The following is a 26,439-nucleotide window of genomic DNA, read 5'->3' on the forward strand; positions in this document are numbered from 1 at the left end:
CGATCGGCACAGAGAGGAAGTTTTTGATGCGTCAGCCCAGCCGGGTGGCCCTGAATGCCCTCGCCCCCGATGCGCCTGAAGCCCTGCTCCAGCGGGTTACCTGTCTCGAACTGAAAGCAGGAACGCGGGTTTTTGGTCCGGGGGATCCCTGTCGGGGGCTGCCCTTCGTGATGAGTGGCGGTATCCGGGTGCAGATCACCTCCGTCAGCGGTCACGAGATTGTTCTCTACCGGATTGGCGAGGATCAGCTCTGTCCGCTCTCCGTGTCCTGTCTCTTTACCGAGAAGGGTTACCCCGCAGAGGCCGTGGTGGAGAAGGATGCGGAAGTCCTGGTGGTGCCCGCCGGTACGTTCGATGAACTGTTCGCCTGTTCCAGGCACTTCCGGCGCTTCGTCATGGGCAGCTATGGCGACCGGCTCTTCTCACTGATGATTCTGGTTGAGGAAATCGCCTTCCGGCGCATGGACGAGCGTATTGCCGAGCATCTGCTCGAGCATTCTGATGATGACGTACTCCATACCACCCACCAGCGTCTCGCCATCGAACTGGGAACCGCCCGCGAGGTGGTGAGCCGGGTACTCAAGGACTACGAGCGGCGTGGCCTGCTGCGGCTGGAGCGTGGTCGAATCGACGTGCTTGATCGAGGCGGGCTGCGCTCACATTGCTCCCATCACAGCGATGCATGAGACGCGCGCCAACTAGTGTCCCGAAACACTAGCTGCGCCGTCGCTGCACCACCTCGAAGAGCTCCATCCCCGCAATCATGGCGATGACAAACACCAGGGCCTTGGCTTCGCCGGCGCCCAGTGCCACCAGGGCAGGGCCCGGACAGAAGCCGGCCAGACCCCAGCCAACGCCAAAGCCGAGGCCGCCCAATACCAGCCCCCTGTCGATATCACGGCGATCGGGAATGCGGAACGGCTCGCCCAGGAGCGAACGCTCCCGGCGGGCGGCCAGTCGAAAGGCCCCCAGCCCGACGGCGATGGCGCCTGCCATCACGAAGGCGAGGGATGGGTCCCAGTTGCCGAACAGGTCGAGAAACCCCAGCACCTTGGCCGGGTTCGCCATGCCGGAGACCAGCAGGCCGATACCGAAGACAAGTCCGGCGACAAATGCGCCTGGTAATGCTTTGTTCATGGCCTAGCCTCCCAGCAGGTGACGCATCACGAAAACGGTGAGAAAACCGGTGCCCATGAAGCACAGGGTGGCCACCAGGGAGCGCGGCGAGAGCCGCGACAGACCGCAGACCCCATGGCCGCTGGTGCAGCCGCTGCCGTATCGGGTGCTGATACCGACCAGAAGGCCAGCGGCGATGAGCAGTGGGTAGCCGGCGTCGATCCGGATGGTGGGGCTGCCGGCCAGCAACAGCCACAGCAGTGGCGCCGCGATCATTCCCGCCAGAAAGGCGAGACGCCAGCCGGTGTCGCCAGCCGCCGGCCGCAGCAGCCCGCCGAGTATGCCGCTGATGCCGGCAATCCGGCCGTTGAGCAGGACAAAGAGCGCTGCGGCCAGGCCGATGAGTGCGCCCCCCGCCAGTGCAGTCCATGGGGTGAAGGCAGCCCAGTCGATGGTCATGATGCGTCTCCGGTGTGGTTGCAGAACAGCTCGTAGAGCGTTGCCAGCACGCGCTGGGCACGGGCATCTGCAATACGGTAGTAAATATGCCGCCCCTCGCGGCGCGTCGTCACAAGCTGTTGTCGCCTGAGTACGCCGAGCTGCTGGGACAGGCTGGGTTGACGGATATCAAGGCGCTCCTCCAGGTCACTGACGCATAGTTCTCCTTCGGTCAGCTGACAGAGCAGCAGCAGTCGATCCTCATGCGCCAGCATCCGCAGCAGGCCGGAGGCCTCTCCGGCGGCTTCGCGCATGGCGTCGACATCAAGGTGAGTGGTGGTGTCGGCAGGCATGATGACAGCTCATTGTTAAGTTGAAAATATTATATATAAAAATATAATGTATTCAATGAATCTGTTTGGAGGTAATCCCATGCGCCCTCAGGTCGAAGCGTTTCTTGATTCGGATAGTGAAACTTTCAGTTATGTGGTGTTCGACCGGCCGGGCGGCTCGGCAGCCGTGGTCGACCCGGTGCTCGACTTCGACAGCAAGTCGGGCCGCACCTCCACGGCCGGCGCGCAACGCCTGGTGGATTTCGTGGGCGAGCAAAATCTGACCGTGGAGTGGATTCTCGAAACCCATGCCCACGCAGACCACCTTTCCGCTGCGCCCTTCATCCGCGACGCGGTGGGCGGTCGCATCGCCATCGGTGAGCATATCCGTTCTGTGCAGAAGATCTTCCGCGAGGTCTTCAACCTCGAGAAAGAGTTCCTGCCCAACGGCAGTGACTTTGATCATCTGTTCACCGAGGGCGATACATTTGCCGTCGGCGAATTGCAGGGACGCGTGATTCACACGCCTGGCCACACCCCGGCGGATCTGGCCTATCTGATCGGAGACGCGGTGTTTGTGGGTGACACACTGTTCATGCCCGACGTGGGCACGGCGCGTTGTGATTTCCCTGGCGGTGATGCCGCAACCCTGTTCGCGTCCACCCGGCGGTTACTGGCTCTGCCGGATGAAACCCGCATGTTCATGTGTCACGACTACCCCACCGAGGGGCGCAGTCACCAGTTTGAGACCACGGTGGGCGAGCAGAAGCGCAGCAACAAGCACGTGCACGAGGGTGTCAGCGAGGCGGAATTCGTGGAATGGCGACGCTCTCGGGATGCCACACTGGACATGCCGCGGCTGATCCTGCCATCCATCCAGGTCAATATTCGCGCCGGCAAGATGCCCCCGCCGGAGGACAACGGCAAGGTCTACCTCAAGCTGCCCATCAACCAGCTCTAGTGGGATCCCCGGGCTCCCGGGTACAGATCCACAGCCAGACCAGGGCGGCGGCGGCGAAGGCCGCCGGCAGCATGAAAGCCGTCGAGTAGCTTCCGGTGAGGGCAAGGACGCCGCTCACCATGGCCGGACCCGCGAGCACGCCCATGTACACCAGCACCAGCACCGCGGCGGTAGATTCACTCACCTCGGACAAGGCACTGCGGCGTGCGACTTCGGCGAGAAAGACACCGTTCCAGGCGATGGCCGTTCCGCCAGCGGCAAGCAGCAGCGTCACCACCAGCCACAGAGGCGAATCGGTGCTGAGCATGGCGATAGCCACGAACAACAGCCCCATGCTCACGGCCAGGCCGTAAAGCACGGGAATGCTGCGCCCCAGTCGATCCGCGACGGCGCCCCACAGGATGCGGCCGATGACGCCGGCGGCATGCACGAAGGACAGAATGATTCCCGCCAGCACCAGGCCGATCAGCAGATCTTCCACCATGAAGGCAACGGCGAAGCTGAGCAGGGAGAGCTGAACTGCGGCCATGCAGAACCCTCCGAGGCCGAGCCAGCGGATCTCCCGGCGCCGGAACAGCACCGTCAGACTGCCGAGCCCACGCACCCGGGCCGTGGGGTCGCGGTCCGCATCCCAGCGCGCTCGTGGTATCTGAAGTGCAAGGGTGGTTACCAGCGCCGCCAGCGCAATCACCAGGAAAGCCGCCTCCCAACTCCAGATCTGGGCCAATGGCGGCGCCATGAGCCCGGCGATGATGCCGCCCAGCGGCACGCCTGTCTGCTTGATGGAATAGACCACGTTGCGGTAGCGGCTGGGGGTATAACGGGTGAGCAGGACTGCTGCCGCCGGGTTCGTCATGCCGTAGGAGATACCGAGCAACACCGTGGTAATGGCCAGGGCCCAGGGCGTGCCCAGCAGGGCGATGCCGCAGCCGGCTGCGACCAGCAGCATGGCGTACTGGCTGGAGCGACAGGCTCCATGGCGCCGGACCATTCCGCCCGCCTGGGTGGATGTCACCATGGCGAAACCGTAGAGCAGACTGACCTGCAGGCCCACGAGGCCGGCGGCGATACCGAAGCTCCCGGCGATCTGCGGCGCCAGGGTTGGCACCAGCAGCATGGCGGCGCTGCACAGGGCCTGTACCCAGGTGGTGGTGGACAGGACGGCGACCACGCCCGGGTCTGCACCTTCGGCGGATTCTTGAGGCAATGGATTACTCAGCGTGTTTGCCCTGGTTACGGATCACAGGCTTCCAGACCGCCGTGCTCCACGCGGATGAGTTCGTCCACGGGGTAGTCCAGGGACGCAGCCTTGGCGATGATCTCATCGAGCGTGTCTTCCGGCAGGGTGGTTTCCCGAGCGAGAATCCAGAGATAGCCGCGTGTCGGCCCGGACACCGCGGCCCACTGGTAGTCGTCCTTGTCCAGGGCAAAGACGTGATAGCCGCCATGGATCGGCCAGAAGAAGGTCACTGATAGGCTCGCCGTGTCGGTGCTGCCCTGGAATCGCGCACGGCCATCGATGGCGTTCCAGCGACAGGTGTCCGGATCAAAGCCGCGATTATGCACATCCACGGTGCCGTCGTCGCGCAAGCGATAGGTTGCGCTGACATTGGTGAGGCCCCGTTCGAAGCGGTGATCGAGCCGCATGATCGAGTACCAAGTGCCGTCATAGCGGGTCACATCGAAGCCGGTAACGGGCTCCACACCGCGAGGAACCCCCGTGCATGCCACGAGCAACACGGCGGCCAATGCCAGGGCCAAGCATTTCACTGGAATTCCGCGAGTCTTTCCGCACATGTATCAATGCCTGTCAATTTCGACGCCGCCGGGATGAACTGCGCAAGTATATAGTGGCAGCCAGCGTCGGCAGACGCGACCATTCCACGCATCACTCCGATGCGGACAAAAGGGCGACGGACATGTTCGAAGGCTTTGCCGAACGGGATTTCACGACTGGCGAAACACCTATTCACTACCGGATCGGGGGTGATGGGCCGCCCTTGGTTCTGCTTCACGGGTATCCCCAGACCCACATGATGTGGCATGCGGTGGCGCCGCTTCTGGCGGAAACGCACACGGTGATCTGTCCGGACCTCCGCGGCTATGGCGCCAGTGGCAGGCCACCGTCGGATGCGTCGCACACCACCTACAGCAAGCGTGCCATGGGCGCGGACATCATCGACCTCATGGACGAGCTGGGCTATCGGCAATTCAAACTGGCTGGCCATGACCGTGGTGGTCGCGTTGCCCATCGACTGGCGCTGGATCATCCGCATCGGCTGGAAGGCGTCGCGGTGCTCGATATCGTGCCGACACTCCACTTGTTTGAAACCCTGGGCCAGGCGGTGGCTACCGGCTACTATCACTGGTTGTTTCTGATTCAGCCCGATGGGCTGCCGGAACGCCTGATTGGCAATGATCCGGCCTACTATTGCCGGGAAAAACTGCGCCGCTGGAGTCATCATCACGATGCTTTCGCCGCCGAGGCCGTCGATGCCTATGTCGAGGCGTTCTGTCGCCCCGACACCATTCATGCGACCTGCGAGGATTACCGTGCCGGTGCCACCATCGATCTCGAGCATCATCGGGCCGATGGTGACAAGCTGGTGGAAATCCCCATGCTCGCCCTCTGGGGCCTTCATGGCCTCATGGAGAAGCACTATGACGTGCTGGGTGTCTGGCGTCGGCACGGCCATGATGTGACCGGCGAGGCGCTGGATTGCGGTCACTTCCTTCCCGAGGAAGCGCCGCAGGATACCGCCCGCGCATTGCGCCTTTTCTTCAACTGACGCCTGCCCCGCTAACCATTACGGAGATCACATGCAATTCGACTTTGACGAGGTTGTTGATAGGCACCAGACCGGCAGCGACAAATGGGATGCCTATGACAGCCGGGATATTATTCCCATGTGGGTTGCAGACATGGATTTCCGTGCCCCTCCTGCGGTACTCGACGCTCTGCATGCCCGCGTAGACCACGGGGTCTTCGGCTATACCAGCGCGACCAGCGAACTGGTGGAGGTGACCTGCACCATGCTGGCGGATCACTGCGACTGGCGGGTGGAGCCGGACTGGTTGGTCTGGTTGCCCGGAATGGTGCCGGGCCTCCACGTTGCCGCCGCCGCTGTCGGCGAGGATGGTGACGCTGTCATGACCACAACACCGGTCTATCCGCCGTTTCTGCTGGCACCGCCCCGCGCACGGCGGGAGTTGCTTACTGTGCCCTTGGCGGATGCCAGCGGCCGCATCGATTTCGATGCGCTGGAGGCGGCGGTGCACCCGCGGGCCCGCATGCTCATACTCTGCAATCCGCATAATCCCACCGGTCGGGTATACAGCGAGGAGGAATTACGCCGTCTCGCGGATTTCTGTCTGCGCCATGACCTGGTGCTGGTCAGTGACGAGATTCATTGCGGCCTGGTGCTGGATTCCGACGCCCGCCACCACTGCGTGGCCGCCCTGGGCGAAGAGATCGCCGCGCGTACCATCACCCTCATGGCGCCCAGCAAGACCTACAACATCGCTGGCCTGGGGTGCTCCCTCGCCATCATCCCCGACCGGGATTTGCGGCGCCGCTTTGCTCGTGCCCGGGCCGGTTTCGTGCCCGGGGTCAACACGCTGGGCTACACCGCGGCCCTGGCGGCCTGGCGTGACTGTGCCAGCTGGCATGCGGCGCTGATCGATGTGCTGCGGCGCAATCGCGACCTGGTACAGGCGGCGGTGGATGCCCATCCGGCGTTGTCCATGCACAGCCCCCAGGCGACCTATCTGGCCTGGATCGATTGCCGTGAACTGGGGCTCAAGCATCCGGCGACCGCCTTTGAAGCCGCCGGTCTGGGCCTGTCCGACGGCCAGGCCTTCGACGGCACGGGCTATATGCGCCTCAATTTCGGTTGCCCGCTGCCAACCCTGGAGCGGGCGCTTGCCCGGCTGCAGCAGGTGGGGCGGGACTGAACGGCCCCGCGCTAGTCGTCTTCGGATAACGTGGCGGGCCGCGGCTTGTAGGCGGCCTCGCCGTTCAGCCCGGGATGGTCCGGTCGTGGGCGATCCAGGTGATAGCCCTGGGCCAGGTCCACGCCCATCTCCCGCAGCAACGCCAGGGTGGCGCCATCTTCAACGAACTCCGCGATGGTGCGCTTGCGCAGCCCCGCAGCCACGTCGATCATGGCCTTGACGAAGGCCTGGTTGTCCCGGTTGTTGGGCAGATCACGGATGAACATGCCATCGATCTTGAGTATCTGCACTGCCAGGTATTTCAGGTAGGCAAAGGTGGAGAAGCCGGAGCCGAAGTCGTCCAGACAGACGGTACAGCCGGCCTGCTGCAACTGCTCGATGAAGCGCTGGGCGTCCTGCATTTCCGAAACCGCGGCTGTCTCGGTGAGTTCGATGATCAGCCGACCCGGATCCACGCCATTCTCGGCGAGTAGACGCTCGATGTAGCGCGCCATGCCCGGGTCATCGAAGCTTCGACCGGACAGGTTCACGGCCAGCCCTGACAGGCGCTGATGGTCGGCAAGGGTCTCCACGCTCTGGCGCAGTACCCAGCGGTCGATATCGAGAATCTGCCCGCTCTTCTCGGCGATGGGGATGAACTGCCCCGGCATCAGGATGCGGCTGTTGTCCGCCGGATCACGCATCCGCACCAGTGCCTCAAGATGGCTCAGGCCGCTATCCGCCGTTCTGTAGATACCCTGGAAATGCAGCTCAAACAGGTCTTCGTCCAGCGCAGCGGCGATGCGTGTGGTCCATGACAGGCGCTCAAGATTGGCTTCCGCACGGTCGGCACTGGCGTCGTAGAGCGCCCAGGTGTTCTTGCCGTGCTGCTTGGCCTGGTACATGGCGGTGTCGGCATGGGCCACCAGCGATTCCGCGTCACTGCCATGGTCGGGGAAGATGGCGATTCCAACGCTGACGGTGAGGCGGAAGTTGCTGCCCCGAAAACGCAGGGGAATTGCAGACACCGCATGCACCACGCGCTCGGCGAGTCGCGCCGGATCATCACTGTCGGTCAGTTCGGTGAGTATGGCGAACTCGTCCCCACCCAGTCGCGCGAACAGGTCGCCACCCCGCACCAGGCTTGCCACTTCCCCTGCTGTGCGTACCAGGACGGTATCACCGGCCCGGTGGCCGAAGTTGTCGTTGATGTGCTTGAAGTCGTCCAGGTCGAAGTACATCAGGGCGAAGCGCGCATGCATGCGCTGGGAGGCCTTGATCGTTCGCTCCAGGTGTTCCTGAAAGCGGTGACGGTTGTAGAGACCGGTGAGCGGGTCATGCTCGGCGAGATAAACCAGTTGCTGCGCGGTCTGCCGCTCGTGGGTGACGTCCTCGTAGATCCACAGCCGCCCGATCAACCGCCCTTCGGTGTCGTTGACCGGGTAGGACAGCTGGGTGAGTACCCGGCCGTCATAGAGGTCCACCTCGAAGCGTTCACTGATTTCCTGGGTGTCCAGCACCTGCAGTACGTGCTTCGAGGCATGGTCCGGGCGAGCGAACTGGTGGGTTGAGTGCTCCAGTACGCTGCGGGTGGCTTCGCCGACAAGCTCGAGTTCGTCAGAAATGGCCCACATCCGCCGGAATGCGGGGTTCACGTATTCCACGTTCCCCTTGCGGTCCTCGAACAATATCCCGATGTTCATGCCGGAGAGCAGCGCCGCCATGCGGCTTTGCTCGCGCTGCGCCACGTCCCGCAGATCCCGCTGCTGCTGTTCCGACTGGCGCAGTCGGGCCGTGGCCTCCTCGCGCTCGGTGACGTCCTGCAGGGTGCCCAGGAAACGGCGCCCTCCGCCCTGATCCCGTATGCAGCGATAAGTCGGTGCCAGATGGCGTTGTGGCCCGAACGCGGGATTCGACCGTACTACCTGGGCGGTAGGCTCCCGGTCGGCTTCGAGGGCTTCCAGTGCGTCGCTGACCGCTGTGCGATCGTCGGGATGCAGGCGCTCCAGGAAAGTAGCCAGGCTGGGCGTGGTCTCTGACGGATCCGTCGCCAGCAGCCTGTACAGTTGCGATGACCAGTAGGCCTGGTCGTCGTCATCCATCGCCAGCTCCCAGTGCCCAAGGGCCGCGTGCCGCTCCGCCTGCTCAAGCCGGTCGTTTGTGTCACGTAGCGCACGCTCCGCCCGGAGTCTCTCTGCAATGTCATGGACAATGGCGACGAACCTCGGCCGCTCGCCAGGGGGAGCGATATACTGCAGGAATATCTCCACCGGCACCCGCTGACCATGGCGGGTGAGATGGACAGTCTCGAACCGGCGCAGGTCCATGTCCCCATGGATCAGCGGCGCTATCATTTCCCGGAATTGTGGCTCGGGAAACTCCGGCTTGATGTCGTAGGGGTGCATGGTCAGCAGGGCCTCGCGACTCCAGCCCACCTGCCGGGCTGCCCCCTGGTTGACGTATGTGAAGCGCAGGGTCTCCGCATCGAAAATGAAAACCGCATCCAGCGTGCGATCCAGGGTGGTCTGGAACTGGTGGAGGTCTGCCCGGGCCTGCTCCAACGCAGTTGCATCGACCACATGCCCCTCAAGGAACAGCAACTTGCCGGCGTCGTCGTAGATGCCGCGGCCGTGGTCGTAGAACCAGCCGGTCTGGCCATCGGCGCGGATGACCCGGAAAGTGACCTCGAAAGCACCGCGGTCCTCCAGGGATGACTGGATCTCGTCCCAGACCCGGTCCCGGTCATCGGGGTGGACAATATCCTGCAGTGTGGCCTCGCGGGTACTCAGGAAGGCGTCCACCGAATAGCCGGTCATGCCCTCTATATCGCCAACCATGTATAGCGGAGTCCAGTCTTCGTCGTTCCGGCAGCGGTAGAGAAAGCCCGACAGGGTTCCCATGACCCGGTCCAGGTCGTCGTTGTTGATGAGGCTGGATTGCCGCACCACCGCCATCAGTGCGAGGGCCACCGTGACCGTGAAGCCGCCTCGCAGCAGGCGGACGGGAACGCCGACGGCCTCCTGGAACCAGGCTTCCGTGGGTAACCAGCCAAGCAGGCCGATTGCCTGGGTGCCAATAATGGGAATCAGGAGGCCGTAGCCCGCCATGCAGGCTGCGGCCAGCCACAGCCATGGCGCAAAAGGCCGGATGGAATGACGCTCCGCCGGACAGAAGCTCGCAACAAACAAGGCCCCGGCAGCCAACAGAGCGCCCGGTAGCCCCAGAAACAGACGAGAACCCGCGTTCAGGCCCCGTGCGGGATCATCGGCCATCACGACGCAAAGGAGGATCGCAGCGCCGACTACCGGGTAGAGCCACCAGATCCATCGTGGTGGCCGCTCGAACAGCGTCGCCAGGGAGCGGCGACCGAACTCCATCAGCGGCAGGTAGGAAAGAGGCAGCAGGATCCCGCCGACCACCAGCAACCAGGTGGCTGGCTGGCGCTGGAGTTCCCAGGCGAGGAAGATGGTCAGTGCGTGGAGCAGGGCGAAGAGGCCGAGTAGCCAGATGTGTGGCGCAAGCCTGAGCGCCCCACCCCTGCGCGGTAGCAGGCAAGCCACTACCGCCAGGACGATAAACGCCGCTGCCTGAATCTGGTAGATCAGCCCTAGGTGGGCCTGTACCCAATGTGTCATGGTCCCACCCAGGCTCCATGGTGCATCTTCTGAGTCTTATTGTTCCGGTCGAGAATATGCGAACAGTCTTCGGCTGGCTACACTGGTGGGTTAACCGTGTGACCGGATCGAGGTGAATCGTGCCTGAATCGCAGCCTTCCAGGATGACGCCGTCGATTGATATCGGCCCGCTGTCCAGCAGCTATGCTCAATTGCCATCCCGTTTTTACACCGGGCTTGGGCCGACGCCAGTGGCCAGGCCGGGGCTGATTGCGGTGAATCGTGATCTTGCCCAGGAACTCGGCCTTTCCCTGGGGGCCGTGAGCGAGCAGGACCTGGCCGAGGTCTTTTCCGGCAATCGTCTGCCCCAGGGTTCGGAGCCCATCGCCATGGCTTATGCCGGACACCAGTTCGGACACTTCGTCCCGCAACTGGGGGACGGTCGCGCCATTCTGCTTGGCGAGGTGGTGGACGGTCAGGGCCGCCGTCGTGACATCCAGCTCAAGGGAGCCGGCCGCACACCCTATTCCCGCGGCGGTGACGGTCGCGCGGCGCTGGGGCCGGTACTGCGTGAGTACCTGGTCAGCGAGGCCATGCATGCCATGGGCGTGCCCACCACCCGGGCACTGGCCGCAGTGACCACCGGAGAGGCGGTTCTCCGTGAAGAGCCGCTGCCAGGTGCCGTGGTCACACGGGTTGCTGCCAGCCACATCCGTGTGGGCACCTTCCAGTTTTTTGCCGCACGGGGTGATGTGGAGGCAGTCCGCCAACTCACCGATTACGCCATTGCCCGGCACGATCCTGATCTGACTGATGCGGACAATCCACCGCTGGCGTTTCTGGGCCGGGTGATGGACCGTCAGGCCGCGCTGATCGCCCAGTGGATGGCGTTTGGTTTCATCCATGGGGTGATGAACACCGACAATTGCACGGTATCCGGTGAAACCATCGACTATGGCCCCTGCGCCTTCATGGACGCCTACAATCCGCAACAAGTCTTCAGCGCCATTGACCGTCAGGGCCGCTACGCCTTTGATAACCAGCCTGCCATCGCTCAGTGGAATCTCGCCCGGCTCGCCGACTGCCTGCTGCCCCTGATCGATTCCGAAGAGCAGCGGGCCATCGAACTCGCCGTGGAATGCCTTGAGGCGTTTCCAGCCCGTTATGAGGCCCATCGGCTGTCGAACATGCGCGGCAAGCTAGGCCTGCGCAACGCGGAAGCCGAGGATGCAGGTCTCATCCAGGACCTGCACGATCTCATGCACCGTGAGCGGGCAGATTTCACCCTCACATTCCGGAGCTTGTCCAATGCCGTTGCGCCCGGTGCTGGCCTGGATTCGCTGACGCAAATCCTTGGCGAGTCGCCGGCCGCGGAAGACTGGATGGCCCGCTGGCGGGATCGCGTGGCGCGTGAGGCTGCGCCTGCGGAGGAAACGGTTGCACTGATGCGACAGGTCAATCCGGCCTATATCCCCCGCAATCACCAGTTGGAGCGGGTGATCGAGTCGGCGATAGGGCAGCAGGATTTCGAACCGTTCCATCGCCTGCTGGCGGTGGTGACCCACCCCTACGACGAACGACCGGAGTGGGAGAGTTACCTGGCACCGCCCAGCGAAGAAGAACGCGTACGCAATACGTTCTGCGGCACCTGAGGGATGGCTTCAGTCGGTGTTCCAGGGGGACATCTGCAACCGCAGTTTCCCTGAGAAGCCCTTGCGGCTTTTCAGGGGAATGTAGACTCCTTGATCGTCGGTTGGCGCCTCGCGACCGAGGTTCTCGCCCCAGCTCTCGTCCATGAGGTTGTAACGGATGAGCCAGCCATCGCTGCGGCGTGTCGCCCGAATGCTCACCGACTCCCGCAGCAGGTTCTCGCTGGGGATATGCCGGTTGAACGCAACGAGCCCATCTACCTGGTAGTCGGTGGCGGAAACCGAGAGATCGATACTGAAGACCAGTGTTCGTCCGATGGTGATCCGGGCCGTGTCCAGGAAAACGGTAAAAAGCCAGGGCCATCGAGGGCTCTCCAGCCCTTCGCGCTCGGGTTTGAACAACTCGTCGTATCGCCGGAAGACGGCGCTGTGGGTTGCGGTGGTCCGCTCAGTGAGGGTGTAGCCGGTTGCCGCCCGCGGCGCAACGATGGCCTCGAAGAAATACGATGCGCGCACCGAGCGGCCGGCCGCCTTTTCCCGTTGCACTGACGGCGGCAATGGCAGTTCCTCCACCTCCAGCTGGCCGTTCACCCGGACGTCGCCGAACAGGAAGCGCACCAGGTTCTGATAACCTTCCTCTGAGTTGACGATGCCCATGGGTCCGCTGTGGCTTCGGTACACGAAGGCGCGGGGTGCGCCGTCCACCGCCGCATTCTCGATCTTCACCAGGCCGTCACTCATGATGCCCGCCAGACGGCTCGACCAGCCGCCGGCGGCGTCATAGTCCTCCGGATTCGTACCCACAAGACAGAAGAACCGCTCCGCGTCGAAGCGCTTGTTGAGGCTGGAGACACGGGTGCTGCTGCGTAATCCCAGGTACTTCGCCATGGTGCTGCGGTTGAAGTTGTTCATGTCCCAGAGGCCGAGGAAGCGCGGCACGTTGACGCCGGCCATCTCGATGCCGTTGTGTGGTGTTGCGTAGGTGAATACCTTGTCCACCAACGCCGGCTCTTCGCTGCGCCGAAACTTGCTGTTCTGCAGCAGGCAGCGGCAGATCAGTCCGCCCATGGAGTGGGCGACCAGGTACACCCGGAAGGATTTGCGGCGCTGGGCGTCGTCGCCGCAGACACCGTCCCGCACCCGGGCGATCAGTTGGCGCAGCTCCTCCGCCGCGTCTTCAATGGATGGGGCCTGGCCATCTCCGAAATGCTCGTCCGCCGAATCGTAGTAACGGTGTATGAAAATACTGCGGGGTGACAGCGATTCCCCCTGCTCCAGCCCCTCTGCGTAGCAGTCGGCGTACCCCCAGTCCTTCATCAGGCGGATCAGGGGGGACTCGAAATAGTGGCGGATGACCTTGCCGTCCCAGCGCTGGCGGAGTTTCGTCGAACCCAGGTTGAAGCCCATGTAGGGCGTAGCGGTCGTTGCTGCCACCTCGCTGGCGGTCATGGCGTAACCGCGAACGTAGATGATGGGGTAGTAGGGTGCCTGAATCTTGCTCATGACCATTCCCTGGGGTTGTCGGTGGCGAACTATCACACTGGTATAGCCCGCAGCATTGCAATGTACAGGGTAAGCTTGCGCAGGGAACAGGCAACGATTCCATCAGGCATGACAGCGGACTCCCGCAGGATTTGGCGGTATCGTGCAATGGCCATTGCAACGACGAGGTAGCGAATCGATGGCCAGCAATTGCCCCGCCGAAGTCGGCATGCCCCTGGAGGCCGTGCTTACCCCCTGTCTGCTGGTGGATCTGGATGCACTGGAACGCAACATGGATCGGATGGCCGTGTTTGCGCGCGAAAACCAAATCCGGCTGCGCCCCCACGCCAAGACCCACAAGTGCCCGGCGATCGCCTTGCAACAGATCGCCCGTGGCGCGGTGGGGATCTGCTGTCAGAAGGTCAGCGAGGCGGAGGCCATGGTGGAGGGCGGCGTCACCGACATCATGGTATCGAATCAGGTGGTGGATCCGCGAATGATCGAGCGCCTGGCCAGGCTGGCCCGCGCTGCCCGGGTGGCTGTCTGCGTGGACGACGCGGCCAACATTGACGTTATTGCAGCGGCGACCAAGGCGCAGGACGCGGTGTTGGACGTATTGGTGGAGATCGACGTGGGCGCCGGGCGTTGCGGTGTCGCCCCGGGGCGGCCGGCGGTGGAGCTGGCGCGGCGCATTTCGGCGTCGCCGGCGCTGCGCTTCGCTGGTCTGCAGGCCTACAACGGCCGCACCCAGCACCGTCGGGACCATGCCGAGCGACAGGCCCTGGTGGACACGGCGGTGGCGATGACCCGGCAGACGATGGACCTGCTGGAATCCGAGGGTTTGCAGTGTCCCATCATTGCCGGCGCGGGAACCGGCAGCTACGCCCTGGACGCCGCCAGCGGGCTCTACAACGAGCTGCAGTGCGGTTCCTACGTGTTCATGGATGCCGACTACAACAGCTTGCGGGATCACGATGGCCAGCCCAGGCAGGACTTCTCCCAGAGTCTTTTTCTCTACACGACGGTGATGAGCAAGACCCGGCCCACCCATGCCGTCTGCGACGCCGGGCTCAAGGTCCAGAGCGTGGATTCGGGTCTGCCGGTGGTGCATGGCCGTGATGATGTGCAGTACATCGAGGCCAACGACGAGCATGGGTTGCTCGCCGACCCCCACAACCTTCTGCGCCTGGGTGAGCGTTTGCGCCTTGTTCCCGGCCATTGTGATCCCACGGTGAATCTGCACGACTGGCTGGTGGGCATCCGCGGTGGTCGGGTGGAGTGCATCTGGCCGGTGGGCGCGCGAGGGATGAGTCTGTGATTCCTGCCTTATGTCAGCAAGCGCACGAAGAACAGCGAGATAAACGGTACGTAGGTCACCAGCATCAACACCACGATCTCGCAGGCCACGAAAGGCAGCACCGCCCGTGCTGCCTTGGTAAATGGGATGCCCGCAATCTGCGATGCCAGATACAGCGCCAGGCCGATGGGCGGGGTGATATGCGCCATGGACAGGTTGGTGGTCATGATGGCTCCGAAGTGCACCACGTCCACCTCCAGAGCTCTCACCGTTGGCAGCAGCAGGGGAACCAGCAGGTAGATGGCCGACACCGGATCAAGGAACGCACCGGCGACAAACAGGATCAGGTTGATGTATAGCAGCGTCAGCCCGGTGCTCTCTCCGCTGGCGGTCAACAGCCAGTCCCGGACCTGCATGGACGTGCCGTCGATCATCAGGATGTAGGACAGGATCGAGGCCATGGCGAGGATCAGCATCACGACCCCGGTGGTGATCCCGGAGTTGAGCATCAGGTACGGGTAGTCCCGCCAGGCAATTTCCCGGTAGATGAAACGATCCACGAGGAAAATGTACACCACGGCAACGGCTGCTGCCTCCGTCGCGGTAAAGATGCCGCCGTAGATGCCCCCGAGGATGATCACCGGTGCCATCAGCCCCCAGAATGCCGAGCGCAGGGCTTTCCAGAATTCCGGCCAGGAGCGCTCCACATCGGCTATGGGAAAATTGTTGCGGCGGGCAACGATATAGATGTAGGTCGACAGGACGATGGCCAGCAGCAGCCCCGGCCCGATACCAGCGGCGAACAGCGCCGGAATGGATGCGTTGGCGATCACTCCGTAGAGGATCAGGTTGATGCTGGGGGGGATGACCACCCCGAAGGTGCAACCGGCGGCAACGGTGGCACAGGCGAACGGTAGCGGGTAGCCGGTCTTGTGCATGGCGCCGATCATGAAACCCAGAGCCGCAATAGCCGCCACGTTCGAACCGGATAGCGCACCCAGGAAGGCACCCGCCACCACCACGGTAATGGCCAGCCCGCCGGGGAGGCCACCGAAGATGACCTGGGCCAGGTGAACCAAGCGTGTGGCAATGCCTGCCTGGGCGATCATGTTGCCGGCAATGATGAACAGCGGTATTGCCAGCAGGGTGAATGAATCGATTGCCCCCGAGAAGATCATGGGCAGCGTGGTCAGGGGCCCGATCTGGAAGTAGATGAAAACGATCACGCCGCCCAGCCCGAGGGAAATGGAAATCGGGAAATTGAGCAGCAGGAAACCGAAAAAGAGCAGCAGGGCGATGACGCCGGCGCTGGCAAGGATGTCCATGGGGTGTCTACCTCAGTGCAGACTCACGGCTGTCTGATGGAATTCTCGGCGGTGGGGTCGTCTGCGCCGGGCATGGGTTTGTGTCTTGGCAGACCGGCCAGGTCCCGAATGATGGCGATGGCGCACCGCAGGCTGCAGAGCAGAAGCGCGCCGAAGATCCCGGCGTTGATGATCCACACCGGCATGCCTGTCGCTGAACTTCTCTGGCCGATGCGGATGGATTGCGCCAGGAACCGCCAGGTGTAGTAGGTCAGGAAGGCAAAGAACGCCGCCGTCACGGCCAGCACCAGCAGGTCGGCGACCCGTCTCGCCTGGGGCGAGAGCCGGTCGGCGAGCAGTGGCATGCTGCCGTGCTGGTTATACTTGAAGGCCGCTGCAGCCCCGAACAGGGCCGCCCAGAGAAACAGGAAAGTGGCGATCTCGTCGGCGCCGGCAATGGGCATCCGGAACACGTAACGTGCCAGCACGGCGGCGAAGGTGAGCACGGTGATACCGGTCATGCAGAGAATGAGAATTGCCTCCTCCACGTGATCGATCACCCACAGCGCGCGTCGCAAGGGCCTGGGCATGGTCTTCCCCTTTACGGATGAGTGTTCTGACAGGAAACGCCGGGGCGATACGGCCCCGGCGCTTGCCGAACCGGGTGTCCTACTCGATGGCTTCCGCCACGCCGTTTTCGAACAGTTCAACGAAGTCGGCGCCGAGGGACTCCTTGTAGGCGGCGTAGACCGGCTCCAGAACCTCCTGGAACGCGGCAAGCTGCTCATCGGAGAGGGTAGTCACCGTCATCCCGGCGTCTGCCAGTGCATCGGCCAGTTCCATGTCCTCCTGGGCCACGACTTCGCGCTGGAAGTCCATGGCTTCCTGGGCTGCCCGGGTGAACATTTCCTGGTCCTCGGCGCTGATGCTGTTCCAGAACGGGGTGCCACTGACGAAGGCCAGGGCGTCGTAGGAATAGTTCCAGATGGTCATGTAGTCCTGGACGTCGCTGAAGCGCGACGAGGAAATCAGCGACATGGGGTTTTCCTGGCCGTCCACGGCGCCGGTCTGCAAAGCGGTGAAGACTTCCGCGAAGTTCATGGTGGTGGGCGATGCGCCAAGCTCATTGAAGATGGACAGGTACATTTCGATACCCGGCACCCGGATGCGCAGCCCGTCCAGATCAGCCGGCTCGGTGATTTCGCGTTCCGAGTTGGTCACCTGGCGGAAGCCGTTAACGCCCCAGGCCAGGCCCACCAGGTCCCGGCGATCCAGATCGTCGAACAGGACATCGCCCGCCGGCCCGTCCATGACAGCGTTGGCAACATCGTGACTGGGGAACAGCCAGGGCAGGCCGATGGCCTGGAAGCGATCGTCGAGCCCGGTCATCCACGTGGTGGACTTGATCAGAAACTGAATGGCACCCGACTGGGTCATTTCCATCTCGACCCGGTCACTGCCGCCGGCAAGGGCCGCGTTGGGATGGAGGCGAACCACGTAGGCGCCATCGGAATAGTCTTCCACCAGTTCGGCGAAGCGCTCCGCGCCCTGATGCCAGCTCGATCCCTCGGCGACGTTGTAGGACACGTTGACGGTCTGCTGGGCAGAGACCAGGGAGCTGACGGTGAGCAACCCGGTGGCGATCACGGAGGTCAAGGTAAGGCGGTGCATAGGAGAGTCTCCTGGTTCGTTTTATGAATTGAGTGACCGTCCTCCTCATTCGTGGGCGCTCATATGCCCGGTGCAGCTCCTTTTTATGTCTAGGAGCAGATATTGCATTATGCATGCCATCGCGGGCCTTGAGGGTGAAAACAGCAACTTGGAACGTGCTTACGGGAAGGTGTCGCCCGGTTATGGTGCAGGTCTGTTCAAAGATCGGGCAGGATTGGCTGGTCGCCGCCAGCTGATTTCAGCGTGCGAGCCCAGTCCTTCCGGTCATCGATATCCCGGAGAATGCCGGGATCATTAACTTCGACTTGCTCTACCAGTTCAGCGGCCTGACGGATCAGGTGCCGTGCACCCGAGTCTGCCCGCAAGCGCCTGAGGGCGGCAAAGTGGCGCATGGGCAGCAGGACCGGGTTGCCAGCGCGACCGAGATGGGTTGGTACGCAGAGCGATTGGCCCCGCGCGGACCGGTACCGGCCGATCAGTCTGTTCATGGTCGACACCTGAACGAAGGGCATGTCGGCCAGGCAGACCAGGACCGCAGAGGTGTCGGGTCGAAGCGATGCGATGCCCCTGGCAAGCGAGGTTCCCATGCCCTTGCCGTGGTTCGGGTTGAACACGATGCGCAGTGGCAGCCCCGCGAGCGCGTTCTTTATGGTCTCCGACCGATAGCCAGTCACCACAACGACATCCCGGGCACCGCTTGCCAGCGCCTTTCGCGCAACCTGACGGACCATGGGTTCTCCGCGCCAGGCCATCAGCAATTTGTTCTTGTCGCCCATTCGTCGGGAGGCGCCAGCAGCGAGAATCAGCGCGGAGACTGCGCGATGATTCGGCACAACTGCTCTCAAGAGTGTGTCCCTGGTTGACGTGCTGTCTGAACGATCTCTGCGAGGATTGCCAGTGCGATCTCGGCAGGTTCCCGGGCGCCGATGTTCAGGCCAATCGGCGCCCGGATCCGCGACAGGGCTTCCTGGGCAAGGCCAGACTGCCGCAACCGCTCCATTCGATTCGCATGGGTGCGCCGGCTGCCAAGCGCACCAACATAAAAAACCTCGCTCGCGAGTGCCCTTGCCAGCGCCGGATCATCGAGTTTGGGATCATGCGACAGGGTGATGACGGCGGTCCGGGAACCCAGGCCCAGCGCATCAAGTCCCTTGTCCGGCCAGACTGGAAGAATCTCCATGCCCGGGAACCGCTTTTCCGAAGCGAATGCGGATCGCGGGTCGAGCACGATTACGGCGTAGCCAATGCTTGAGGCCATCACTGAAAGCGCCTGCGCGATATCTGACGCGCCAATCACAACCAGCCGGCGTGGTGGCATGAACACCTGCAGTAGCCAGGGTTCGCCTTCCACGGCGACGGTTTCACTGCGATCAGCTGTCATCGCCACCCTGGCCGCGTCCCCAAGTGCCGAACAATCGTCCTCGGTAACAGTTGTTCGCTTGCGGTCGGCGAGTCGGCAGGCGAGCACAGCCCCGCGATCGGCGTCATGATGGCCAAGAACCGAGTCGACCACATCGCAGGACAGGGGGTCATCCAGCTCATCGAACCGCTCGATACAGACCTCGATTCGACCCGCGCAGGACAGGCCTACGTCCAGCCCCTGTTCCCTGCTTACGTCGAAGGTGAGGACACGACTGCCCCCCGTCCGGATTATTTCCACTGCCGCAGCCGCGGTGACACCCTCAACGCAACCGCCGCTAACCGAGCCCAACATGTCGAAGTTCTCGTCAACTGCCAGCATGCTGCCGATGGGGCGAGGCGATGAACCCCAGGTACGGACCACTGTTGCAAGCGCCACACGGCGCCCTTCCTGCCGCCAGGTCCGGGCTGCCCGCAGGATTGCGACTGATTGGACGGGTGTGCTTACCAATGGGTGGTTCAAGCTGTCATCCTCTCGAATGCCGGACCAGCAGTTCACGCTTCACGTGGCGCGAATCGGTGGCAAGACGTTCCTGGCCAGGGTGTCCTGCATCGTGGTCCGGCCGGATTCGTGCGACTATCAAGGTCATCATCGGGCACCAAGTCTTATCATGAACAGGACCGTTGCAGACGGGCATTTCACTGAGCCGACCACGCATTACTGGCAGTCCATCGAGGACGCTCCCGGCTGCCAGTCGGAACCGCCCTGGCAGTACCATTATCCTGCTAGATTGCCGGACGGCCGCGTACTGCGACTGCCGATTCGTCAATTGGCGGACACGCCGGAGTATGCTGTTGCATCCCTGATTTGTAACCAGGCGGCCATGTCTGTTGTCGAGGAACTCTCGGGCATGCTGGCGGAGCGGCTGGCGGCACTGCGGCCGGATTTCCTCCTGGGTCTGCCGACTTTGGGCTTGACTGTGATCCCGACGGTGGCCGGCAGGCTGAATCACACCCGTTTCCTGCCCCTCGGTTACTCGCGCAAGTTCTGGTACGACGACAGCTTGTCCACAAGTATCCGCTCGATAACCTCCCCCGATTCCGACAAGCGGCTCTATCTTGATCCCAACCTGTTGCCCCTGGCCAGGGGACGGAAGGTCGCCCTGGTCGACGACACGATCAGCAGTGGCCACTCCATGGAGCAGACATGGGATTTTTGCGAAGCGCTTGGCATGCAGGTCATCGGCTGTGGCGTTCTGATGTTACAGGGCAAGCGCTGGTTGCACCGGCTTGGTGAGGAGCGCAGCCGGCGTGTGTGCGGCGTACTGGAGTCGCCTCTTCTGCAGGCGGTGCCTGATGGCTGGGTGGAGCGGCGCTGACCCCACCCAGCCATCCGATCAGCTCGCCAACCGCATTGGCTCCACCACCACGGGGCTGTCCACGGCCATGTACTGGCCGGCTCGCAGTGAAAATGCCGGCATGATGGCGCGATCGGTCTTGACGCTGACGCCGGAATTGTCGGTGAGTTCGAAGTTGCCCGTATGGACGTCGAGGACCGCGATATCTGCGATGCGACCCTTGGTCAGGGCGCCCAGTTCATCGTCCATGCCGATCATGCGCGCCGCATTGCTGGTCGCGGTTGCGATCACGGTATCCATAGGCAGGCCCAGCGCAAGCAACTCGGTCATGGCGTGGGTCAGGCAGAAACGGACTTTGCCGAAGAAGGGGTTATCCTCCGACTCCGCCTCGCTCAATGAACCGACATGGGTGTTGTAGCCGTGCATGTCCGCGCCCAGGGTGTCCGGAATGATGCCCGCGTCCAGAACGCGACGCGCCATATCGAAACTGAAGTGGGAGCCATGCCCCACATCCACCCGTACGCCCCGCTCCAGTGCAACTTTCACGATGGGGTGCACATCGCCGCTCTTCGTGGAGATGAAGCCGCCGGGATGACGCGTAAACGGGTGGGCGAGTATGTCGCCTTCGGCCATGATCGGAACCAGCTCCTCGATGACACTGTCCGGATCGACGATGCCTTTTTCCTTCTCGGGCCAGAGTTGACCGAGATGAATATAGAGCGGAACGTCCAGCCCGCGGGCGATGTCACGGGCCTTGCGGATCACGTCCATGCCCCAGCGTGATTTGCCGCCTACCTCGGCATGGGCCTTGACCCCGCGGACGATATCCCGGTTTTCCAGGCCCACCCGGATGGTGTCATCCACATCGACGCAATCCGGGCCATAGAGCTGGGGATAGAGATGCCCCTCCAATCCGCCGACCAGGTACGTCGACAGGAAGCACAGCACCCGACTGTTGGAGGGCTCGGCCACGTAATGTCTGAAGGCCGGCAGCGTCATGAGACTGGGGCCGCCCTGGTCCACCAGGGTGCTGACACCACTGCGAACGCCGCAGACATCGGCATTCAGGCCAAAGCGCCCGGTCACGTGCTGGAACACATGGGCATGGGTGTCAATCAGGCCGGGCGTGACCAGTTTGCCCTGGACGTCGATGACCTCGCGCGCTTGCTCCCCACGCAGTCCTGTCGCCACGGCGGCGATGCGATCTCCGGTGATGGCCACGTCCATCACGGCGTCGATACCGTTGGCTGGGTCGATCACCCGGCCACCGCGCAGGATAAGGTCAAAAGCGGGTTCGGCCATGGTCGGTCTCCTTTCAGTGGGTCGTATCCGCAGCTTCACGAGCCGGAGGCGGTTGAGTCGCGGGCCCGTGAGTCGGGGTTGCAGGATAAATATGCAGTACACTAAGTTTAAGCTAGCATGAAAAATCGGGTTGTTCACCCACGATTGCACGTTGACGCCGGATCGCGGTTCGGCACGACGTTTGCAAAGCGTTCTGTCAGTCACAGGAGGCACCGTATGGCGGAGCAAGGCAGGCAGGACGGCTCGGGGGTCGGCAGTCGCGTGCGACGCAAGGAGGACGATCGTTACCTTCGCGGCAAGGGCGAGTACGTGGGTGACATGCAGTTGCCCGGTATGCAGGAACTGGCCTTCCTGCGCAGTTCTCTGGCCCATGCCCATTTGACAGGCATTACCAAGCCGGAGGGTGCTGAGCGTCAGGTCTTTGCAAGCGCCGACCTGGTCGGTGTGAAGGCGATCCGTGCGGTCTCCGCGCTACCGGGTTTCAAGGTGTCCGAGCAGCCCATACTGGCGGTGGACAAGGTTCGCTTCGTCGGCGAGTTGCTGGCCGCCTGCCTTGCTCCAACACGGGGCGAAGCCGAGGACCTGGCCGCTGCGACCCGCGTTGACATGGAGCCGATCCCCGCAGTCAGCGACATGCTGGAAGCCCTTGAGCCAGGCGCGTCGCTGGTCCATGAAGAGTGGGGCGACAACGTATTCCAGCAGACCTTTGTCGATGGAGACATCGATTCTGTCCGCCGCACCGCGGCGGTGCGTGTCGAGCGCGAATTCCGCACTGCCCGCCAATGCATGTCGCCCATCGAGGGGCGTGCGGTGCTTGCCGTCTGGGATCGGCGGTTGGAGCAACTGGTGGTCTACACGGCAACGCAGATGCCCCATATCGTGCGCACCGGGCTCTGCGATTGCCTGGGGCTCCGTCACGAGCAGGTTCGCGTGGTCGCTCCCGACGTGGGCGGTGGTTTCGGTTACAAGGGCATTTTGCTGGCGGAAGAGGTCTGCGCTGCGTGGCTCGCCATGCACACCGGGCGGCCCGTTCGCTGGCTGGAAGATCGCCGGGAGCAGCTCACCGCCAATGCCAACTGCCGTGAGCATCACTACCGGATAACCGCCTACGCCAACGAGCGGGGTCGGCTGCTGGCCCTCGACGCCGACGCGCATGTGGACGCGGGCGCCTACTCTGCCTATCCGTTTTCCGCGTGTCTGGAAGGTGCCCAGGTTGCGAGCATTTTGCCGGGACCCTACGATTTCCAGGCGTATCGCTGTCGCACCACATCCGTTGCGACCAACAAGGCCGCCATCCTTCCGTACCGCGGTGTCGCCCGGACGGGTGTCTGTTTCGCCATGGAGTTGACCATCGACGCCATCGCTCGCGCGGTTGGACGCGAGCCGTCGGAGGTGCGTATGGAGGCGCTGGTCCGCCCGGAGTCCATGCCCTTCGACAACATCACCAACAAGCATTTCGACAGCGGCGACTATCCGGAATGTCTTCGCCGCGCGGTGGCCGCCATCAAGCTGCCCGACATTCGCCGCCGACAGGAGCAGGGCGAGGCGGACGGTCGCCTGATCGGCATCGGTTTCTCGATCTTCTGTGAGCAGGCCGCCCACGGCACGTCCGTCTACGCCGGTTGGGGCATCCCCATGGTGCCGGGTCACGAACAGGCGACGGTGAGGCTGACTCCCGATGGTGGCCTGGAGGTGCGCGTCGGTGTGCACTCCCACGGTCAGGGGCTCGAGACTACGCTGGCCCAGGTCGCCCATGAAGTTCTCGGCCTCGACATTGCGCAGATCCGTGTCGTGCACGGTGATACCGCCTACACGCCCTACTCGACAGGCACCTGGGGTTCGCGCTGCATGGTCATGGCAGGCGGGGCTGTCGCCACCGCATGCGAGCAACTCGCAGAACGTATTCGTCGAATCGGTGCCAAGTTGCTCTCCGTGGAGCCGGGCAGCGTGACGCTGGCACAGGGCGGCGTTGCGGCAGAGTCCGGTAACGCGGTATCCATCGAAGACATCGCGCATACCTGGTATCTGAAGCCTCAGAACCTGCCGGACGACGTCGACTCCGGTGGCCTCGAGGTCACCGCGGGCTACAAGACAGGTCGCGACAGCGGCACCTTCAGTTACGCCGCACATGCCGTGGTGGTAGCGGTAGATCCCGTGCTCGGTGATATCGAGCTGCTCGATTACGTGGTCGTCGAGGATGGTGGCGTGCTGGTGAACCCCATGATCGTTGATGGGCAGGTCTATGGTGGTGTCGCCCAGGGGATCGGTACCGCGCTCTATGAAGAGATGCCCTATGACCGTAACGCGCAGCCCCAGGCCTCGACGTTGTCGGACTACCTGTTGCCTGGTCCCACCGAGGTGCCGGATATGGCAATTGAACACATGGAGACGCCGTCGCCGTATACCCGTTTCGGGCAGAAGGGTATTGGCGAAGGTGGAGCCATCGGGCCGCCGGCGGCCATTGCCAATGCGGTGAACGATGCGCTTCGGCCTGTCGGGGCGGAGATCTGCAGCGTGCCGATTACCCCCCGAAGGGTGCTGGAGGCCATCCATGCGGCCAGGCAGGCGTCGCAGCAGGAGATAGCGCAGAAAAGGCAGGGGGTGGCGGGATGAAGGCGGCCCGGTTCCAGTATGACCGACCCGCGAGGCTGGATGATGCCCTGAAGGTCATTGCCGCAGGCGGATCCATGGTTGTCTCGGGCAGCCAGTCGCTGGGACCGATGCTCAATCTTCGGCTCGCCCAACCGGAAGCGCTTGTGGATGTCTCGCTCTTGCCGGAGCTGCGTGGCTATGCCGAGGACAGCGAAGGTCTCATTATCGGCGCGGGCGTGACACATGCCGAAATCGAAGATGGTCTGTTGCCGGATCTCACCAACGGGATCCTGCCGCGGGTGGCGGCGGGCATTGCCTATCGCGCCGTCCGCAATCGCGGCACCATCGGTGGCAGCCTGGCCCATGCCGACCCCGCTGCGGACTGGGTCTCCAGTCTCATGGCCCTGGATGCCGAGGTGCTGTTGCGATCAGCCCGGGGGGCTCGCCGCATGCGCCTGACGGATTTCGTGACGGGTGCTTTCGCCACGGCGCGTCGCGACGACGAGATCCTGGTTGCCGTGCGTATCCGCCAGGTTCACCGGGACAGCCGGTTCGGCTACTTCAAGACTTGCCGCAAGACCGGTGAACTTGCGCGTGCCATCGGCGTGGTGTTTCAGGCGGCAGCTGAAGACCGGACCCGCGTCGTCATGGGCGCGACGGGCGGACGGCCCGTGGTCGTCGACGCCTCCGGTTTGCCGGACGAGGCCATGCTCTCGGCAGCGCTTGAAACAGAGGCGCCGACGATCGACGAGATCGACAGCGCCGTCTACCTGGAAGTCGTCCGGCGCGCCGCCCGGATGAGCGAGGTTGCATGAACACGGTTAACCTGACAGTCAATGACCGCCTCATTCAGCGCGACGTCGAGGGCCGTACGCACCTCGCCGATCTGTTGCGGGATGACCTGCTGCTCACGGGCACTCATGTGGGCTGTGAACACGGTATCTGCGGCGCCTGTACCGTCCTCATGGATGGCCGGCCGGTTCGATCGTGCATCACCTATGCAGCCGCCTGCAGCGATCACCGGATCTCCACCATCGAGAGCTTTGATGATGAACCCCTGATGGCACGTTTGCGCGATGCCTTCTCGGAGGAGCATGCACTGCAGTGCGGCTACTGCACGCCAGGCATGCTGATCACCGCCCGCGATATCGTCATCCGCTATGCCGGCCGGCAGCCCGCTGAACGAACGATCCGCGAAGAGCTGAGTGGGAATCTATGCCGTTGCACTGGCTATGCCGGCATCGTCAAGGCCGTACAAAAGGTGCTTGCCGCGGTCACGGATGAGCCGGCGCTGCTGCCCGCCGCGGCTGCCGTCGTGCTCCCGACAATCGCGGCTCAGGACTTCGATGCCACGTCACTGGAAGCACCTGAAGCCGGCCGGGCGCGGGGTGCGCTGAAGAGCGAGCAGTCCGGTGCGCGTAGACGAATCGAAAGCCGCTTCGGACTCACCCATGAACCCGAAGCTGTCTGGCACCTCATCCGCAACGACATCAAGGCGGTCGTCGCCTGTCTTCCGGGCGCGCGACTCGAAAACGTTGGTTCGGACGGCGAGGTCACTGGGGTGATCGAGGTTCGGCTCGGGCCGATTCTCACCCGCATAGATGGGCAAGGCGGACTCGAATACGACGATGTCAGGCGTCGCGGTCAGGTCGACGGCGAGGGGGTGGACAGCCGCTCCGCCTCTCGGGCGACAGGCTCTGTCGAGTTCGTGGTCGGTGATGGGGAAGACGGCACCACGGACATGCAGGTCGCTCTGGAGTTCGAACTCACCGGGGCTCTGGCCCAGTTCAGCCGGGGGGCGCTGGTCGATGACGTTGTTCAGGTGATGCTCGATCAGTTCCGGGCGAATCTGGATAGACAACTCTCCGGTGGAGAGGTGGCGGCGACGGCGCAACTCAATCCCATGCGGCTTTTCCTGTCGGCATTGGCCAGGCGATTGCGTCGATGGTTTGGCGGTGGCCGGTAATTCCAGCCCGGGATCTTGCCCGGATTTCCCGGTCTGCAAATCGAAGCCGCTTGGCGCTGCTCCTG

23 protein-coding genes are annotated in these 26,439 nt (G+C 63.3%); 10 read left to right on the plus strand and 13 right to left on the minus strand.

The window, feature by feature from the left end; translation table 11 throughout:
• The first annotated feature begins 26 nt into the window (after window positions 1-26).
• Entirely contained in the window at window positions 27-686 is a 660-nt protein-coding gene (locus J2T57_RS03175) for a Crp/Fnr family transcriptional regulator (protein WP_253474070.1), read from the plus strand.
• Window positions 687-714: 28 nt separating this feature from the next.
• On the opposite strand, the gene J2T57_RS03180 is transcribed toward J2T57_RS03175, so the two are convergent.
• From J2T57_RS03180 to J2T57_RS03190, 3 genes are read right to left on the minus strand one after another with little or no spacing between them, the layout of a single operon-like run.
• Complete coding sequence (locus tag J2T57_RS03180; protein WP_253474073.1) at window positions 715-1,137, minus strand: DUF6691 family protein; 423 nt, start codon at window positions 1,135-1,137, stop codon at window positions 715-717.
• 3 nt (window positions 1,138-1,140) lie between these two features.
• A complete protein-coding gene (locus J2T57_RS03185; RefSeq protein WP_253474076.1) occupies window positions 1,141-1,575 on the minus strand; it encodes a YeeE/YedE family protein in 435 nt (144 codons plus the stop codon).
• The gene (locus tag J2T57_RS03190) at window positions 1,572-1,907 is read right to left on the minus strand and encodes an ArsR/SmtB family transcription factor (RefSeq protein ID WP_253474078.1); all 336 of its coding nucleotides are present in this window, start codon (window positions 1,905-1,907) and stop codon (window positions 1,572-1,574) included. The genes J2T57_RS03185 and J2T57_RS03190 overlap by 4 nt, the downstream gene beginning before the upstream one ends.
• Before the next feature lie 79 nt (window positions 1,908-1,986).
• Here J2T57_RS03190 and J2T57_RS03195 point away from each other — a divergent pair, with 79 nt between their 5' ends.
• The gene (locus J2T57_RS03195) at window positions 1,987-2,847 is read left to right on the plus strand and encodes an MBL fold metallo-hydrolase (protein ID WP_253474081.1); all 861 of its coding nucleotides are present in this window, start codon (window positions 1,987-1,989) and stop codon (window positions 2,845-2,847) included.
• Here the strand turns inward: J2T57_RS03195 and J2T57_RS03200 are convergent.
• A complete protein-coding gene (locus tag J2T57_RS03200; RefSeq protein ID WP_253474084.1) occupies window positions 2,834-4,054 on the minus strand; it encodes an MFS transporter in 1,221 nt (406 codons plus the stop codon). The two genes, J2T57_RS03195 and J2T57_RS03200, sit on opposite strands and share 14 nt — an antisense overlap.
• A 26-nt stretch (window positions 4,055-4,080) precedes the next feature.
• Complete coding sequence (locus tag J2T57_RS03205) at window positions 4,081-4,617, minus strand: lipocalin family protein (RefSeq protein WP_253474087.1); 537 nt, start codon at window positions 4,615-4,617, stop codon at window positions 4,081-4,083.
• Window positions 4,618-4,766: 149 nt separating this feature from the next.
• Between J2T57_RS03205 and J2T57_RS03210 the strand changes: the two genes are divergently transcribed.
• Both J2T57_RS03210 and J2T57_RS03215 read left to right on the plus strand, forming a co-directional pair.
• Window positions 4,767-5,636: an alpha/beta fold hydrolase gene (locus J2T57_RS03210; protein ID WP_253474090.1), complete on the plus strand. Its 870-nt coding sequence runs from the start codon at window positions 4,767-4,769 to the stop codon at window positions 5,634-5,636.
• A 31-nt stretch (window positions 5,637-5,667) separates the two neighbouring features.
• Window positions 5,668-6,801, plus strand: a complete 1,134-nt coding sequence (locus tag J2T57_RS03215; RefSeq protein WP_253474093.1) for a MalY/PatB family protein — start codon at window positions 5,668-5,670, stop codon at window positions 6,799-6,801.
• 11 nt (window positions 6,802-6,812) lie between these two features.
• Here J2T57_RS03215 and J2T57_RS03220 read toward each other — a convergent pair whose 3' ends face one another.
• Window positions 6,813-10,415: a sensor domain-containing protein gene (locus J2T57_RS03220; protein WP_253474096.1), complete on the minus strand. Its 3,603-nt coding sequence runs from the start codon at window positions 10,413-10,415 to the stop codon at window positions 6,813-6,815.
• 143 nt (window positions 10,416-10,558) lie between these two features.
• Between J2T57_RS03220 and J2T57_RS03225 the strand changes: the two genes are divergently transcribed.
• Complete coding sequence (locus J2T57_RS03225; protein ID WP_253474099.1) at window positions 10,559-12,046, plus strand: protein adenylyltransferase SelO; 1,488 nt, start codon at window positions 10,559-10,561, stop codon at window positions 12,044-12,046.
• A gap of 9 nt (window positions 12,047-12,055) precedes the next feature.
• On the opposite strand, the gene J2T57_RS03230 is transcribed toward J2T57_RS03225, so the two are convergent.
• A complete protein-coding gene (locus J2T57_RS03230; protein ID WP_253474104.1) occupies window positions 12,056-13,546 on the minus strand; it encodes an alpha/beta hydrolase in 1,491 nt (496 codons plus the stop codon).
• A 178-nt stretch (window positions 13,547-13,724) separates the two neighbouring features.
• On the opposite strand from J2T57_RS03230, the gene J2T57_RS03235 reads away from it, so the two are divergent.
• Complete coding sequence (locus tag J2T57_RS03235; protein ID WP_253474107.1) at window positions 13,725-14,843, plus strand: DSD1 family PLP-dependent enzyme; 1,119 nt, start codon at window positions 13,725-13,727, stop codon at window positions 14,841-14,843.
• 8 nt (window positions 14,844-14,851) lie between these two features.
• On the opposite strand, the gene J2T57_RS03240 is transcribed toward J2T57_RS03235, so the two are convergent.
• The 5 genes from J2T57_RS03240 to J2T57_RS03260 all read right to left on the minus strand — a co-directional run bounded on the left by J2T57_RS03240 (window position 14,852) and on the right by J2T57_RS03260 (window position 19,715).
• Entirely contained in the window at window positions 14,852-16,147 is a 1,296-nt protein-coding gene (locus tag J2T57_RS03240) for a TRAP transporter large permease (RefSeq protein WP_253474110.1), read from the minus strand.
• Window positions 16,148-16,170: 23 nt separating this feature from the next.
• Entirely contained in the window at window positions 16,171-16,716 is a 546-nt protein-coding gene (locus J2T57_RS03245; RefSeq protein ID WP_253474113.1) for a TRAP transporter small permease, read from the minus strand.
• A 79-nt stretch (window positions 16,717-16,795) separates the two neighbouring features.
• Window positions 16,796-17,797: a TRAP transporter substrate-binding protein gene (locus J2T57_RS03250; RefSeq protein ID WP_253474116.1), complete on the minus strand. Its 1,002-nt coding sequence runs from the start codon at window positions 17,795-17,797 to the stop codon at window positions 16,796-16,798.
• Between the two features lie 197 nt (window positions 17,798-17,994).
• Window positions 17,995-18,630 carry a nucleotidyltransferase family protein gene (locus J2T57_RS03255; RefSeq protein ID WP_366519056.1) on the minus strand — a complete coding sequence of 212 codons (636 nt, stop codon included), beginning with the start codon at window positions 18,628-18,630 and terminating at the stop codon, window positions 17,995-17,997.
• An 8-nt stretch (window positions 18,631-18,638) separates the two neighbouring features.
• The gene (locus tag J2T57_RS03260; protein ID WP_366519057.1) at window positions 18,639-19,715 is read right to left on the minus strand and encodes an XdhC family protein; all 1,077 of its coding nucleotides are present in this window, start codon (window positions 19,713-19,715) and stop codon (window positions 18,639-18,641) included.
• 112 nt (window positions 19,716-19,827) lie between these two features.
• Here J2T57_RS03260 and J2T57_RS03265 point away from each other — a divergent pair, with 112 nt between their 5' ends.
• Complete coding sequence (locus J2T57_RS03265; RefSeq protein ID WP_253474125.1) at window positions 19,828-20,535, plus strand: phosphoribosyltransferase; 708 nt, start codon at window positions 19,828-19,830, stop codon at window positions 20,533-20,535.
• A gap of 18 nt (window positions 20,536-20,553) precedes the next feature.
• Here the strand turns inward: J2T57_RS03265 and J2T57_RS03270 are convergent, their stop codons facing one another.
• Window positions 20,554-21,816, minus strand: coding sequence for an amidohydrolase/deacetylase family metallohydrolase (locus tag J2T57_RS03270; RefSeq protein ID WP_253474127.1), 1,263 nt, complete (start codon window positions 21,814-21,816; stop codon window positions 20,554-20,556).
• A 216-nt stretch (window positions 21,817-22,032) separates the two neighbouring features.
• Between J2T57_RS03270 and J2T57_RS03275 the strand changes: the two genes are divergently transcribed.
• From J2T57_RS03275 to J2T57_RS03285, 3 genes are read left to right on the plus strand one after another with little or no spacing between them, the layout of a single operon-like run.
• Window positions 22,033-24,429, plus strand: a complete 2,397-nt coding sequence (locus J2T57_RS03275) for a xanthine dehydrogenase family protein molybdopterin-binding subunit (RefSeq protein ID WP_253474129.1) — start codon at window positions 22,033-22,035, stop codon at window positions 24,427-24,429.
• The gene (locus tag J2T57_RS03280; protein ID WP_253474131.1) at window positions 24,426-25,223 is read left to right on the plus strand and encodes an FAD binding domain-containing protein; all 798 of its coding nucleotides are present in this window, start codon (window positions 24,426-24,428) and stop codon (window positions 25,221-25,223) included. Before J2T57_RS03275 ends, J2T57_RS03280 begins: the two co-directional genes overlap by 4 nt.
• A complete protein-coding gene (locus J2T57_RS03285; RefSeq protein WP_253474133.1) occupies window positions 25,220-26,374 on the plus strand; it encodes a 2Fe-2S iron-sulfur cluster-binding protein in 1,155 nt (384 codons plus the stop codon). Before J2T57_RS03280 ends, J2T57_RS03285 begins: the two co-directional genes overlap by 4 nt.
• Window positions 26,375-26,439: the final 65 nt, after the last annotated feature.

Source organism: Natronocella acetinitrilica, from assembly GCF_024170285.1.
In the GTDB taxonomy this organism is placed as follows: Bacteria; Pseudomonadota; Gammaproteobacteria; order Nitrococcales; family Aquisalimonadaceae; genus Natronocella; species Natronocella acetinitrilica.

What these genes read in the sequence shown, in the direction of transcription:
- J2T57_RS03175 (WP_253474070.1), top strand. Translation starts at nt 27, where the DNA reads ATGCGTCAGCCCAGCCGGGTGGCCCTGAATGCCCTCGCCCCCGATGCG.
- J2T57_RS03180 (WP_253474073.1), bottom strand. Translation starts at nt 1,137, where the DNA reads ATGAACAAAGCATTACCAGGCGCATTTGTCGCCGGACTTGTCTTCGGT.
- J2T57_RS03185 (WP_253474076.1), bottom strand. Translation starts at nt 1,575, where the DNA reads ATGACCATCGACTGGGCTGCCTTCACCCCATGGACTGCACTGGCGGGG.
- J2T57_RS03190 (WP_253474078.1), bottom strand. Translation starts at nt 1,907, where the DNA reads ATGCCTGCCGACACCACCACTCACCTTGATGTCGACGCCATGCGCGAA.
- J2T57_RS03195 (WP_253474081.1), top strand. Translation starts at nt 1,987, where the DNA reads ATGCGCCCTCAGGTCGAAGCGTTTCTTGATTCGGATAGTGAAACTTTC.
- J2T57_RS03210 (WP_253474090.1), top strand. Translation starts at nt 4,767, where the DNA reads ATGTTCGAAGGCTTTGCCGAACGGGATTTCACGACTGGCGAAACACCT.
- J2T57_RS03215 (WP_253474093.1), top strand. Translation starts at nt 5,668, where the DNA reads ATGCAATTCGACTTTGACGAGGTTGTTGATAGGCACCAGACCGGCAGC.
- J2T57_RS03220 (WP_253474096.1), bottom strand. Translation starts at nt 10,415, where the DNA reads ATGACACATTGGGTACAGGCCCACCTAGGGCTGATCTACCAGATTCAG.
- J2T57_RS03225 (WP_253474099.1), top strand. Translation starts at nt 10,559, where the DNA reads ATGACGCCGTCGATTGATATCGGCCCGCTGTCCAGCAGCTATGCTCAA.
- J2T57_RS03230 (WP_253474104.1), bottom strand. Translation starts at nt 13,546, where the DNA reads ATGAGCAAGATTCAGGCACCCTACTACCCCATCATCTACGTTCGCGGT.
- J2T57_RS03235 (WP_253474107.1), top strand. Translation starts at nt 13,725, where the DNA reads ATGGCCAGCAATTGCCCCGCCGAAGTCGGCATGCCCCTGGAGGCCGTG.
- J2T57_RS03240 (WP_253474110.1), bottom strand. Translation starts at nt 16,147, where the DNA reads ATGGACATCCTTGCCAGCGCCGGCGTCATCGCCCTGCTGCTCTTTTTC.
- J2T57_RS03245 (WP_253474113.1), bottom strand. Translation starts at nt 16,716, where the DNA reads ATGCCCAGGCCCTTGCGACGCGCGCTGTGGGTGATCGATCACGTGGAG.
- J2T57_RS03250 (WP_253474116.1), bottom strand. Translation starts at nt 17,797, where the DNA reads ATGCACCGCCTTACCTTGACCTCCGTGATCGCCACCGGGTTGCTCACC.
- J2T57_RS03265 (WP_253474125.1), top strand. Translation starts at nt 19,828, where the DNA reads ATGAACAGGACCGTTGCAGACGGGCATTTCACTGAGCCGACCACGCAT.
- J2T57_RS03270 (WP_253474127.1), bottom strand. Translation starts at nt 21,816, where the DNA reads ATGGCCGAACCCGCTTTTGACCTTATCCTGCGCGGTGGCCGGGTGATC.
- J2T57_RS03275 (WP_253474129.1), top strand. Translation starts at nt 22,033, where the DNA reads ATGGCGGAGCAAGGCAGGCAGGACGGCTCGGGGGTCGGCAGTCGCGTG.
- J2T57_RS03280 (WP_253474131.1), top strand. Translation starts at nt 24,426, where the DNA reads ATGAAGGCGGCCCGGTTCCAGTATGACCGACCCGCGAGGCTGGATGAT.
- J2T57_RS03285 (WP_253474133.1), top strand. Translation starts at nt 25,220, where the DNA reads ATGAACACGGTTAACCTGACAGTCAATGACCGCCTCATTCAGCGCGAC.